The following is an 11,499-nucleotide window of genomic DNA, read 5'->3' as shown; positions in this document are numbered from 1 at the left end:
GTTTCTATTTGTCCGTATCATAGAACGGAAATATTTATGAGGTTCAATTTGCGCTCGGTTATTTGCTGGCTTACGGCAAGTCTTTTCATTATTGCGCCAGCGTGGGCGGAACTCTCCGCGAGCCCCCTCCGCCTCAAGGCGCTGGTATTTATGGCGGCGGCCGGCCAGGTTCAAAAACAAGGACTGGCGGAGCAGGATTTGAACCCTTTCGATCCCGGATTGGCGATCGACGTATCACGCTTGCCGGTGTTGCAGGATCGCGGCTTTGTGGAGAGCCTGAAGCCATTCCTCGATGCGCCGCTGGACGCCGAGCACATCCAAAAACTCACCCAACAGGTGAACTTGTATTTGCAGAGCTCGCAGGCATTGGCCCATGTGTCCATACCTGAGCAGGACGCCACCTCGGGCGTAGTGCAGGTGTTGGTGCTGCAATCGCGCTTGGGGACGGTGAAGGTGGAGGGGGCGGAGCACTTTCCCGAATCCGCCTACCGGGAAAACATTCGGTTGCAGCCGGGCGATGCCATCGATCTGAAAAGGCTGGACGAGGACTTGGCCTGGATCCAACGCTCCAACTCTTACCGCTCGGCGACGGCGGTGGTTGTCCCCGGCGGCAGGCCGGGGGAAACCGACATCGCCGTCCGCGTCACCGAACAGAAGCCGTGGAACGTGAGGCTCACCGCCGACAACACAGGTCTGGATTCCACCCGGAACGAGCGTTTGGGCATGTCGGCCACCCACGCCAATCTGCTGGGGCTGGGACATATCGGCAACTACAGTCTAGCCACCAGTCCGGATAGCGATACCTATAGGGCGCACAGCGGCAGCTACACCGTTCCCCTGCCTTGGCGCGACATACTGACACTGTCCGGCAGCTATGCCGATATTCATGCGTTGCTGCCGGCGCCGCTGAATTCCACCGGCTATTCCGCCACCGCCAGCGCTCGCTACGAAAAACCGTTGGCTGAGCTGGGCGGCTATACCCATAGCGCCATCTTGGGCATCGATTACAAAGCCGCCAACACCAACGTGCTGTTTTCCACAGCCCCCGTATTCAACAACATCACCAATATCTTTCAGTTCATTGCCGGCTATCGCGGCTCTTGGCAAGACGCCTACGGCCGCACCGGCTTCAATGCCAATCTGGTCTATTCGCCCGGCGGCATCACCGGTGACAATCGCGACGACCGTTTCAGCGCCAGCCGTGCCGGAGCCAAATCGCAATACGTCTACGGAAATCTCACCCTGGACCGGCTGACTTACCTGCCTATGGACTGGACCTGGGCGCTCAACGCCCGGCTTCAAGTCGCCAATGAAAACCTGTTGGGTTCGGAACAGTTATACGGCGCCGGCACCTATGCCGTCAGAGGGTTTCGGGAAGGTCTACTGTATGCCGACGAAGGCTTTGTGGTCAGAAACGAAGTAGGCCCGCCGACTTTGTATTGGATTGATGCCTTCAGGGCGCAAGTCTATGGTTTTCTCGACGGCGCCCGCACCAACAGTGTGAACCGGTTGCCGGGCGAGCGTGTCCACAAAATCGCCAGCGTTGGCTTCGGCACGAAAGTCTCCGTGATGAACCATTTCGACGTGCGCGCCGAATTCGGCCACGTGCTGGCGACTAATCTTGACGGACGCACCGGAGACGGCTTGCGGGCACACATCGGCCTGAGCGCCCAGTTTTAAGCCTAAGCACTGCGCCTCTTCACAAGAAGGGGTATATGCAAACCCCTCTATCGCGAAGTTCCGCAAATTCGGTGTGACGAGCCGCACCGCCCTTATGCCCCATAGTTTGGGCAAACAGCATCGCGTGCAAGCCGGATCTTTTATCACCGGCAACGTCGTCGAGCACCCGGCCGGTTTCTTTTTCCACCAAACGCTGCTTACGGTCCCAGGGCCTCCAGGCCTTTGCCCAGGAACGCCGCCGATAGGGCGGCCGTGAACAAAGCGAACAGAATCAGGCCGAATACTATCAGCAGGGACGACAACACGCGGCCGAGGAAGGAGGTGGGCACCACGTCGCCGAAACCCACGTGGGTCAGGGTGACCCAGGCGGACCACGCGCCGTCCAGCAGGGTATGGACGCCGGGGCCTATGATGTTGTACAGCAGCAGGCCTGCAACGAGGGTAGCTACGGCGGCCAGGGTAAGGATGTAGAGCAGAATGTCCTTATTGCCCTGGTCTTCGCGCATGGCAGGGATCCAGCGGAGGGCGTTTTTCAGCAGGGCGAGCGGGTGTTGTATGGTCGGGAGCCATCGTTATGCGGGACTTTCCGCCGTCGCGTGGTTTCCGTACAACTTGGCGTACAGCCCTCGCGCGGCGATGAGGCTGTGGTGATCGCCCTGCTCGCAGATATGGCCGTCCTCGAATACGTAGACCCGGTCGGCCTGGCGCACGGCGCTCAAGCGGTGGGCCACGATGACGGTGGTGCGGCCTTCGAGGAATTGGGCCAAGGCCGTGTGCAACCGCTGTTCGGTGTCGGTGTCCAGGGCGGAGGTGGCCTCGTCCAGGATCACCACGGCGGGTTCGGCCAGCACCATGCGGGCGATGGCCAGCCGTTGGCGCTGGCCGCCGGACAGCCGCATGCCGGAATGCCCCACCACCGTGTCCAGCCCCAGTTCGGTTTCCTCCACCGCCTCGCGCAACTGGGCGATGGCCAGGGCGCGCCATAGGGCGTCGTCGCCGTGGTTGCGGCCCAAAGTCAGGTTTTCCCGCACCGTGGCGTTGAACAGCATGGGGTGTTGCAGCACCGTCACCACGTGTTCGCGCACCACTTCCAGGCCGATGCGGTCCAGCGGCGATCCGTCGTAATAGACCATGCCGGAAGAGGGCGGGTACATGCCGATCAGCACCTGCACCAGGGTGGACTTGCCGCCGCCGCTGGCGCCCACCAGGGCGATCTTTTCGCCGGGGCGGATGTCCAGGCTGACGCCGTTCAACACGCTATGGCCGTTGGGATAGGCGAAGTGCAGGTTTTCCACGCGGATGCCCACGGTGCGCTTGCCCTGGAACGGGTTCGCCAGGTGCGGGTAATGGGGCTCCTGTTGCAGGGCGGCCAACTGGTTGACCCTGCCCAGCGCGGCGCGGGCGGCAAAGAAAGCGTACTGGATGTTCAATACTTCCTGCACCGGGCTCATCATGAACCACAGGTAGCCGAACACGGCCAGCATCTCGCCCATGCTCAGATCGGAATAGAACACCATCAGCATGGCGCAGGCGCGGAACACGTCGAAGCCGAACAGGAACACCACGTAGCTCAAGCGGTTGGCGGCGTCGCTTTTCCAGGCGAAAGCGGCCGAGTGCTCGCGCACTTCGCCGGCCTTGTCCGCCAGCCGTCCCAGGTAGAAGGCCTCCCGGTTGCAGGCGCGCACCTGCTGTACGGCGTCCAGGGTTTCGGTGAGGGCCAGTTGGAACGCCTCGATGGCGGAGTTCTCGCTTTTCTTCAACTGCTTCACCCGCTTGCCCATGGCCTGGGTGAAATAGATCACCAGGGGATTGAGCAGCAGGATGAACAGCCCCAATTGCCAGTGCATCCACAGCAGCACCACGGCGGTGCCGGCGATGGTGAGCACCGACACCAGCAGCCGCCCCAGGGTGTCGCCGAGAAACTTGTCAATATTGTCCAAGTCCGTCACCAGCCGCGCCGCCACCGCGCCGCCGCCGAGGGACTCGTATTCCGCCATGGACACGCGCTGCAAGTGTTGCAGCAGGGTCACCCGCATGCGGTAGATGGCGTCTTTGGAAATCAGCGCGAACTGCCGCACCTGCCACACGTTGAGCAGGGTGGATACGGCGCGCAGCAGCAAGGTCAGCAACAGCAAAGCGCCGATGTACAGCAGGGGACCGTGCCATTCGACCGGTGCTAGCTTGTTGACCGTCGCCACGGTGATGCCCGGCTTGTGCAGCAGCACCTCGTCCACCAGCAAGGGCATCAGCAAAGGTACCGGCACGGACGCCAACGCCGCCAGCACGGCGATGATGTGTCCCGCCACCATCTGGCCTTTGTGCTCGGCGGCAATGCGGCGGAAATAGGGCCAGTCGAAGCGGGGAGGGGTGTCGGTCATGGCGATAACGGCAAGAGCGGTGCGGCTTATTATGCCTTTAAGGGCCGGCCGCCGGGAATGATGGTAAACTTCGGTCCATCGCCAAAGCCGCACGGCGCTTGGTTTTTGCTGTCCGCTGGTAGTATTCCATGTCTATGCAGACCCTAATCCGGCTCGCCGTCGCCTGGCTGTTGCTGCCGTCTTTCCCGTCCGCCGCCGCCGACCTTTCCGCCCAGCGCCAGTTGTTCCACCAAGCCGAGCAGGCCCAGGCGAAAGGCCGCCGCGCCGAGTGGGTGGAGTTGCTGCCGCGGCTGCGCGGCTACCCGCTGTATCCTAGCCTGGCGGCCGACCAGTTGTCGGGCGATTTGGACAATCATCGCGCCATCGAATCCTTCCTCGACCAGTACGGTTGGAGCCGCGCCGCCAGCCGGTTGCGCCGCGATTGGATGGAGCATTTGGCCGAGCTGGGCGAGTGGCGGCGTTTTTTCGCCCATTACCAGGAGGGCGACGACAAGGCGCTGCGTTGCCTATACCACTACGGCCAAATCGCCACCGGCAAGAGCGACGAGGGCTATGCCGGCGGCGAAGCGCTATGGCTCAGCGGCAATTCCCTGCCCAAATCCTGCGACCTGCTGTTCGACCGCATGGCCAGCGCCGGCCGGTTGACGCGGGACAAAATCTGGCGGCGTTTCCAGCTGGCCTTGGAGCACAAGCAACCGCAACTGGCGGCCTCCATCGAAACTTATATGGGCGCGGACGACCGCCGTGTCGCCGGCTTTTGGCGCAAGGTGCACGATAACCCCAAGCTGGCGCTGACTTGCGCGCCGCTGCCGGCCCCCGGCCATTTGGGCGGCAAGATTTTCGTGCACGCCCTGGACCGGCTGGCTTCCCACGATGCGGAGCGCGCGCTGGGCTTGTGGCGCGGCCATCGTTCCCAGGTGGATGTGGCGGCGGAGGACGCAGCTTACATGGAGCGGCGATTGGCGCTGGCGTTGGCCTTGTCGCGTCACCCCGGCGCTTATGCCGCTTTGGAAGCGCTGCCGGCGGAGCGGGACGACGAGGACGTGCGCGCTTGGCGCGTGCGCGCCGCTTTGCTGGCCCGGAACTGGCCCGCCGTGCTGTCCGCTTGGCAGCGTTTGAGCGCCGTGGAAAAAAACCAGCCCGAATGGCGTTATTGGCAAGGCCGCGCCTTGGAACAGTTGGGCGAGAGCCAAACGTCCAAAGAGGCCTACGGCCAGGCGGCCCAGCAGCGGGACTTCTTCGGATTTCTGGCGGCGGACCGCATCGGCGGGCAGTACCACACGTCCCACAAGCCGACGGTTGTGGATGCCAGGGATATGCAGCGTTTGGCCGACAGTCCGCCGTTCGAGGCGGTGCGGGAATGGCGTTGGCTGGATCGCGACAGCGAGGCGCAGGCGGAATGGTTTCACGCCCTGAAGCGCTTGTCCGCCCAGGATAAAGCGGTGGCGGCCAAGTTGGCCCAGCAGTGGGGCTGGCATTCGGTGGCCATCGCCACGGCGGCTCGCGCCGATACCTGGGACGATCTGTCCCTGCGCTTTCCGGTGGCCTACGAGCACGCCGTCGAGCGCCACGCCGACCGGCAGCAGTTGGATCCCGGCATCGTCTACGGCTTGATCCGCCAGGAAAGCGCTTTCGACAGAAACGCCCAGTCGGCGGTGGGGGCGCGCGGCTTGATGCAGATCATGCCGTCCACGGCGCAAACCATCGCCAAGGTGCTGCGGGAGAAATTCACCTCGGTCGGCTTGCTGCACGACCCGGAGGTCAACGTGCGCTACGGCACTTATTACTTCAAGGATTTGCTGGAGCGCTTCCGCGGCAATTTCGCCATGGCGGCGGCGGCCTACAATGCCGGCCCGCAGCGGGTGCACCGCTGGCAGCCGGCCGGCGGCACCGTGCCGTCCGACATTTGGGTAGAGCAAATTCCGTTCAAGGAAACCCGCCATTACGTCAGCACGGTGCTGGGTAACGCCATTATTTATCAGGAGCAGTTGAACGGAAAAGGGAAACGGCGCATCGGGCAGTTGTTGCCCGAAGTGCCCGCCGGTTCGTCCCGGGACGACGACGGCGGGAGCGGCGGGGGATGTTTTTAAGCGGCCGGCCGGTTCGCCTGGAACATTTCCCGGTAAGCGGCGTAGGTGGACGCCATCATGGTGGGCAGCAACACCAGCCAGCCCAGCCCGAAGGGAATGGAGGCCAACAGCGCCAGCACGGTGAAAACCACGCCGTAAACCAGCAGCGCCAGCCAATTTTTGCAGCAGGCGACGAAGCTTAGCTTCATGGCTTCCAAGGGCGCTATGCCGTCGAACAGCACCAGCGCCGGGGCGAACCAGAAAGCCATGGCCAAGGGCAGGGACAACAGCAGCGCTACCAGCAACACCACGATCGGCCCCAGCATGGCGGCGACGCCCATGCCCATCATGGCCATGGCGCCGTCGTCGCCCATCCCGCTTGCGGCCATGCCCAACCCGGCCCCCGCGCCCAGCACCAGCACGGCGGATATGGCGCCGGCGATCATGGTGCCCAGGGCGTAAACGGCGCCGACGATGAGCAGGGGACTGGTGTTTTGGCGGAAGCCTTCGAACAGATAATCGATTTTCAGGGGCTGGCCTTTCCGTCCTTGTTCGCAATTCCATAAAAATCCGCCGGCGAACACCGCCGACAAAAGGGTGGCCACGAACTGCCCGGCCAACGGCACCATGCTCAGCACCATGAACACGGCGATGAAGATCACTACCTGTACGATCCAAACCAGCGGTTCCTGGCGGAACAACGCAAAGCCGTCTTGAAACCAATTCAACGCGCGGCCGGCGTCAACAACGCGAATTTCCATGTTATCTCCTTTGATTGGGATGTTTTTTACGTGCCGAGCACATCGATACCGTTAAGCCGCGCGGTTCGCGCGCCGGTCGAGCGGCCGAACCTTGCGGCATGCCGTTAGCCTGACGGTATTGCCGCTAGATTACCGCCTTCGCCGCTTCAGCGAAATCGGCGGCGATTGGGCCATGGCCCCGGCGCGCTATGCCGGTTCGCCAGCAACGTCCGGCTGCCAAGCGGCAACGGTTTTCCGATTGGCGGGCAGACGTTTGCCGCGCGGGCCGGAGCGCCGGCAGGGCGGCATGTTCCCGCGGCGGCTCGAGCGCGCGGATTTCCTTGGCCGGCGCCGCATGGCGCGGGCTTTTTAGCGGTGGCACGACTCATGCTTTCGCTCCTGGAAAGGGAGGTATGGGAATCCGTTCATGATTAGCTTAATCAGCAACGCCAACGCCAGTGCCAACGCCTATCGCGTCGTCGATAGCGCGGCGCAGCCGTTGATCGCCGCCGCCGTCGCCGATCAGCAGGACGGCGGCCAGGTCGAACCGCAAAGCGGCGGCGATTCGGTCAATATCAGCGACGAGGCGATTCAGGCATTGGAACAGGACCGTTCGCAGGCCAATCTGGAGGCACAGGTGGACCAGGATCCTAACTTTGCCGCCGAGATGGCGAAATCCCTGGCGTACCGAGCCGATACCGCTGTCGTGCCGAAACCGGTGCGTCCGGGCGGTGGCGATACCTACGACGCCCGGACGCTGCCGGTGATGCAGATGTCGGGCGAAACCATCCGCCTAAAGCGCATCGCGCTGTACGAGGCGGAGCTGCAGAAAGGCACGCCGCCGGCTCAGATTTACCACAAGCTGAGCCAGTTCATGAACCGCATGGTCGATTTTTAACCAACGGTTCGACCCGCGATGGGCGTCACGGCCGTTTGCGCCGCTTGGCGACTTCCTGAATGAAAATCGCCGCGCTGGCCGCCACGTTGAGGGATTGCACCCAGCCGCTGCCCGGCAGGGTAATGGCCAGTTCACAAGCGGCAAGGGTTTCCGCCGGCACGCCGTTTTCCTCGTTGCCGAACACCAGGGCTAGGGGGCGTCCCTGCGGCGGAATTTGCTCCAAGTGCAGGGCGCGGGGACTCAGGCTGGTGGCGGCGAAGCGAAAGTGCGGACGCAGCTGTTTGATGGTCTGCGGCAAATGGCGGGCGCGGTAAATTTCCAAATACTCCAATCCCCCTTCGGCAATGCGGTAAGCCGCGTCGGACACGCTCGCCTGGGCCGGGTGGTCGGAAATCAGCAGGTGGCGGACGCCGAAAAACGCCAGGGTGCGGGCGATGGCCCCCAGGTTGTGGGGATTGCCCACGCCGTCCAGGATCACCAGCGGTTCGCCCGCCTTGGCCCAGCGCTGGGCGGCGTTGAGGTCCAGCTCCGGTATTTCGCGGGGCAGGGTCGCCGCCACGATGCCGCCGTGCTGGGTCGTCCCGGCGATGCGGGCCAGCTCGTGCTCGTCCACCAGGCGGTAGGGCCGGTGCAGCCGCGCCATTTGGGCGCAGAGTTCGCCCACCTTGGTCTTCAGGCTGTCGCCGTAATACAGCCGCATCACCCGCTGGTGATCCCGCTTGAACAGGGCGGTAACCGCTTGCAGCCCGGCGATTTTCACCAGCTTATCGTAAGCTTCCGCCGCCGCAGGCGGTAAGGTCGGCTGGGCCGGGCGCGGCTTGCGCGAAGGAGGCTTATCGCCGCCGTACGAGGGAGGGCGGCGGTCGCGTTGGGCTTCCCCGCTGTCGGCCGAATGGGGCCGGTGAGGGGCGGGACGCTTCGGGCGGGTGGGTTTCTTCATGTAAACTGGCCGGACAAAATGCCATTTTACCCGCAAGCGCGTAGCACCGCTTTTAGTCGGCCTCTATATGCCGCAATGATGCTTGTGGAGCCCTGACGTTTTTCCCTCCCCCTCAGGGAGCGGGCAGGGTGAGGGGAGGTGGCCGTGGCTTTTTTGCCACCCCTCACCCCAACCCTCTCCCGGTGGGCGAGGGGGCCGGAATAGCGCCCGGTTCTACTCAGCCTTACGATAATTGACCGCCCTGCGGTGATTCCATCCCCACGTCTTTGGCCGTTCCATGTCCCGCCTGATTTTGTTCAACAAACCCTACGACGTCCTGTCCCAGTTCACCGACCGCGAGCACGGCCGTGCCACCCTGGCCGACTACATTCCCGTGCCGGGCGTGTATGTGGCGGGCCGCTTGGATCGGGACAGCGAAGGCCTGTTGTTGCTCACCGACGACGGCAGCTGGCAGGCGCGCATCGCCGACCCCAAGCATAAAATGGCCAAGGTGTATTGGGCACAGGTGGAGGGGATACCCGATGAAGCGGCGCTGGAACGGTTGCGCCAAGGTGTCGAGCTGAACGACGGCCTCACCCGCCCGGCCGGCGCCAGGCTGATGAACGAGCCGCAAGACTTATGGCCGCGCGACCCGCCCATCCGCTACCGCGCCAGCATTCCCACCCGCTGGATCGAACTGACCCTGCGCGAAGGCCGCAACCGCCAGGTGCGCCGCATGACCGCCGCCGTGGGCCATCCGACGCTGCGGTTGATCCGCTACGCCATCGGCGATTGGACGCTGGAGGGCTTGGGGCCGGGGCAGTGGCGGGGATTGGAACTGCCCCGCCGCGTCGCGCCGATCAAAGCTAGGCGTCCGTCAGCCTCCAAGCCACCTCGCCGCCTGCCCTGAGCGGCACTAGCACATCGTCGCCGTAGGCAAAGCTGTCCGGCGCGGTCCACGCTTCCTTGCGCAGGGTGACGGTGCCGCTGTTGCGCGGCAGCCGGTAGAAGTCGGGGCCGTGGTGGCTGGCGAAGGCTTCCAGGCGGTTGAGCCGGCCGGCGGACTCGAAGGCTTCGGCGTACAGTTCCAGCGCGGCGTAGGCGGTGTAGCAGCCGGCGCAGCCGCAGGCGGTTTCCTTGGCGGCTTTGGCATGGGGTGCGCTGTCGGTGCCGAGGAAGAATTTGGGGCTGCCGCCGGTGGCGGCTTGCAGCAGGGCTTTGCGGTGTTCCTCGCGCTTCAATACCGGCAGGCAGTAGTAGTGGGGGCGGATGCCGCCCACCAGCATGGCGTTGCGGTTGTATAAAAGGTGATGGGCGGTGAGGGTGCCGGCGACGTTGTCGTTCGAGGCCTCGACGAATTCCACGCCGTCGCGGGTGGTGATGTGTTCCAACACGATACGCAGGGCCGGGAAGCGTTGGGTGATCGGACGCAGATGCCGGTCGATGAAGGCTCGCTCCCGGTCGAAGATGTCCACTTCCGCTTCGGTGACTTCGCCGTGCACTTGCAGCGCCACGCCGTGTTTTTCCATGGCTTCCAGCACCGGATAGACCGCTTCCAGGCCGCTGACGCCGGCTTCGGAATTGGTGGTGGCGCCGGCCGGATAAAGCTTGAAGCCCAGCACTTCCGGGGTTTCGGCGGCGCGGCGCACTTCGTCCGGCGTGGTGGCGTCGGTGAGGTACAGGCTCATGAGGGGCTGGAAGGCGGAGCCTTCCGGCAGGGCGTCGAGAATGCGCCGGCGGTAGGCCAGCGCCTGGTCCACAGTGGCGACCGGCGGCTTCAAGTTGGGCATCACCAGGGCTCGGCCGAACTGACGGGCGCTATGGACTGCGACGCTATCCAGCTGGGCTCCGTCGCGCAAATGCAGGTGCCAGTCGTCGGGGGTGGTGATGGTGATGGTGTCCATGGGCGGGCTCGTCGGCTAGGATAAGGACTTGAAACTGGCGATGATGGTCCCCATATCGGGGCGACATTCTCTTTAAGCGATCGCCAACACAGTGTAATTTTCCGGAGGTACGAATGCCAATTTACGAATACCAGTGCAAAGCTTGCGGCCACCAGTTGGAAGCCCTGCAAAAAATCAGCGACGCGCCGTTGACCGACTGCCCGGCCTGCAACAAGCCGGAGCTGAGCAAGCTGATTTCGGCGGCCGGTTTCCGCTTGAAGGGCGGTGGTTGGTACGAAACCGACTTTAAAAGCGGCTCCGACAAGAAGAAAAATCTCGCCGGCGACAGCGGCGCTTCGTCTGGCGGCAATTCGGGCGGCGCAGCGGCCTGACGCAAGGCGGCGGCGGGCTCGTCCTGGCGCCGCCGCCATCCCTCCATTGTCCAAGGCACTTCTCCAGGAGGCCGACATGATTCCTTCCCAGCGGGTTTCGTCCTTGTTGAGCGAGTTCAAGCGTTTTGCCTTCAAGGGCAATGTGGTGGATCTCGCCATCGGTGTGATCATCGGCGGCGCTTTCGGCAAGATTGTCGATTCCCTGGTCAAACACATCATCATGCCCACCGTCAGCGTATTGCTGCCCGGCGAGCAGGGCTACCTGGCCTGGAAGCTGACGTTCAACGGCAAGGACATTCCTTACGGCTTGTTCCTGGGCGAGGTGGTCAACTTCCTCATCGTGGCTTTCGCCCTGTTCCTGTTCACGGTGAAGTTTCTCGGCTGGCTGAGCCGTTCCAAGCAGGAAGAGGCCGCGGCTCCGCCGCCGCCGACCAGGGACCAAGAGCTGCTGACGGAGATACGGGACTTGTTGAAGAAAAACGCCCCGTAAGGCCCAGGCCGGCAACCGGCCGTCGGCTTGCGCCCTCGGCGGCCGCGACG

The 11,499-nt window shown here is 63.7% G+C and carries 11 protein-coding genes; 6 read left to right on the top strand and 5 right to left on the bottom strand.

Annotation, left to right across the window (positions count from 1 at the left end; translation table 11 throughout):
• Nucleotides 1-150: 150 nt before the first annotated feature.
• On the top strand, nucleotides 151-1,680 hold the full coding sequence (locus K5607_RS10605; protein ID WP_221046997.1) for a ShlB/FhaC/HecB family hemolysin secretion/activation protein: 1,530 nt from the start codon (nucleotides 151-153) through the stop codon (nucleotides 1,678-1,680).
• A gap of 197 nt (nucleotides 1,681-1,877) precedes the next feature.
• Here K5607_RS10605 and K5607_RS10600 read toward each other — a convergent pair whose 3' ends face one another.
• Together K5607_RS10600 and K5607_RS10595 are read right to left on the bottom strand one after the other, a co-directional pair.
• Nucleotides 1,878-2,186 (bottom strand): potassium channel family protein, encoded by a 309-nt coding sequence (locus tag K5607_RS10600; protein ID WP_054772904.1) that lies wholly within the window; start codon nucleotides 2,184-2,186, stop codon nucleotides 1,878-1,880.
• 66 nt (nucleotides 2,187-2,252) lie between these two features.
• Entirely contained in the window at nucleotides 2,253-4,058 is a 1,806-nt protein-coding gene (locus K5607_RS10595; protein WP_221046996.1) for an ABC transporter ATP-binding protein, read from the bottom strand.
• Between the two features lie 134 nt (nucleotides 4,059-4,192).
• On the opposite strand from K5607_RS10595, the gene K5607_RS10590 reads away from it, so the two are divergent.
• On the top strand, nucleotides 4,193-6,148 hold the full coding sequence (locus K5607_RS10590; protein ID WP_221046995.1) for a transglycosylase SLT domain-containing protein: 1,956 nt from the start codon (nucleotides 4,193-4,195) through the stop codon (nucleotides 6,146-6,148).
• Here the strand turns inward: K5607_RS10590 and K5607_RS10585 are convergent.
• Nucleotides 6,145-6,888 carry a BPSS1780 family membrane protein gene (locus K5607_RS10585; RefSeq protein WP_221046994.1) on the bottom strand — a complete coding sequence of 248 codons (744 nt, stop codon included), beginning with the start codon at nucleotides 6,886-6,888 and terminating at the stop codon, nucleotides 6,145-6,147. The two genes, K5607_RS10590 and K5607_RS10585, sit on opposite strands and share 4 nt — an antisense overlap.
• Nucleotides 6,889-7,294: 406 nt before the next feature.
• Here K5607_RS10585 and K5607_RS10580 point away from each other — a divergent pair, with 406 nt between their 5' ends.
• Nucleotides 7,295-7,765: a hypothetical protein gene (locus tag K5607_RS10580; protein WP_054775012.1), complete on the top strand. Its 471-nt coding sequence runs from the start codon at nucleotides 7,295-7,297 to the stop codon at nucleotides 7,763-7,765.
• A gap of 25 nt (nucleotides 7,766-7,790) precedes the next feature.
• Here K5607_RS10580 and K5607_RS10575 read toward each other — a convergent pair whose 3' ends face one another.
• Nucleotides 7,791-8,705, bottom strand: coding sequence for a TrmH family RNA methyltransferase (locus tag K5607_RS10575; protein ID WP_221046993.1), 915 nt, complete (start codon nucleotides 8,703-8,705; stop codon nucleotides 7,791-7,793).
• Between the two features lie 277 nt (nucleotides 8,706-8,982).
• On the opposite strand from K5607_RS10575, the gene K5607_RS10570 reads away from it, so the two are divergent.
• Nucleotides 8,983-9,594, top strand: coding sequence for an rRNA large subunit pseudouridine synthase E (locus tag K5607_RS10570; protein ID WP_221046992.1), 612 nt, complete (start codon nucleotides 8,983-8,985; stop codon nucleotides 9,592-9,594).
• Here K5607_RS10570 and pyrC read toward each other — a convergent pair.
• Nucleotides 9,551-10,588 (bottom strand): dihydroorotase, encoded by a 1,038-nt coding sequence (gene pyrC, locus K5607_RS10565; RefSeq protein ID WP_221046991.1) that lies wholly within the window; start codon nucleotides 10,586-10,588, stop codon nucleotides 9,551-9,553. The two genes, K5607_RS10570 and pyrC, sit on opposite strands and share 44 nt — an antisense overlap.
• Nucleotides 10,589-10,701: 113 nt before the next feature.
• On the opposite strand from pyrC, the gene K5607_RS10560 reads away from it, so the two are divergent.
• Nucleotides 10,702-10,959, top strand: a complete 258-nt coding sequence (locus K5607_RS10560) for an FmdB family zinc ribbon protein (protein ID WP_054774965.1) — start codon at nucleotides 10,702-10,704, stop codon at nucleotides 10,957-10,959.
• A gap of 76 nt (nucleotides 10,960-11,035) precedes the next feature.
• Nucleotides 11,036-11,449, top strand: a complete 414-nt coding sequence (gene mscL, locus K5607_RS10555; protein ID WP_082411546.1) for a large conductance mechanosensitive channel protein MscL — start codon at nucleotides 11,036-11,038, stop codon at nucleotides 11,447-11,449.
• Nucleotides 11,450-11,499 lie beyond the last annotated feature (50 nt).

The sequence above is a fragment of the Methylogaea oryzae genome, from assembly GCF_019669985.1.
Classification (GTDB): Bacteria; Pseudomonadota; Gammaproteobacteria; order Methylococcales; family Methylococcaceae; genus Methylogaea; species Methylogaea oryzae.
This window is presented reverse-complemented; position numbering and strand designations above follow the sequence as displayed.

What these genes read in the sequence shown, in the direction of transcription:
- K5607_RS10575 (WP_221046993.1), bottom strand. Translation starts at nt 8,705, where the DNA reads ATGAAGAAACCCACCCGCCCGAAGCGTCCCGCCCCTCACCGGCCCCAT.
- K5607_RS10570 (WP_221046992.1), top strand. Translation starts at nt 8,983, where the DNA reads ATGTCCCGCCTGATTTTGTTCAACAAACCCTACGACGTCCTGTCCCAG.
- K5607_RS10590 (WP_221046995.1), top strand. Translation starts at nt 4,193, where the DNA reads ATGCAGACCCTAATCCGGCTCGCCGTCGCCTGGCTGTTGCTGCCGTCT.
- K5607_RS10580 (WP_054775012.1), top strand. Translation starts at nt 7,295, where the DNA reads ATGATTAGCTTAATCAGCAACGCCAACGCCAGTGCCAACGCCTATCGC.
- K5607_RS10595 (WP_221046996.1), bottom strand. Translation starts at nt 4,058, where the DNA reads ATGACCGACACCCCTCCCCGCTTCGACTGGCCCTATTTCCGCCGCATT.
- K5607_RS10605 (WP_221046997.1), top strand. Translation starts at nt 151, where the DNA reads ATGGCGGCGGCCGGCCAGGTTCAAAAACAAGGACTGGCGGAGCAGGAT.
- K5607_RS10560 (WP_054774965.1), top strand. Translation starts at nt 10,702, where the DNA reads ATGCCAATTTACGAATACCAGTGCAAAGCTTGCGGCCACCAGTTGGAA.
- pyrC (WP_221046991.1), bottom strand. Translation starts at nt 10,588, where the DNA reads ATGGACACCATCACCATCACCACCCCCGACGACTGGCACCTGCATTTG.
- mscL (WP_082411546.1), top strand. Translation starts at nt 11,036, where the DNA reads ATGATTCCTTCCCAGCGGGTTTCGTCCTTGTTGAGCGAGTTCAAGCGT.
- K5607_RS10600 (WP_054772904.1), bottom strand. Translation starts at nt 2,186, where the DNA reads ATGCGCGAAGACCAGGGCAATAAGGACATTCTGCTCTACATCCTTACC.
- K5607_RS10585 (WP_221046994.1), bottom strand. Translation starts at nt 6,888, where the DNA reads ATGGAAATTCGCGTTGTTGACGCCGGCCGCGCGTTGAATTGGTTTCAA.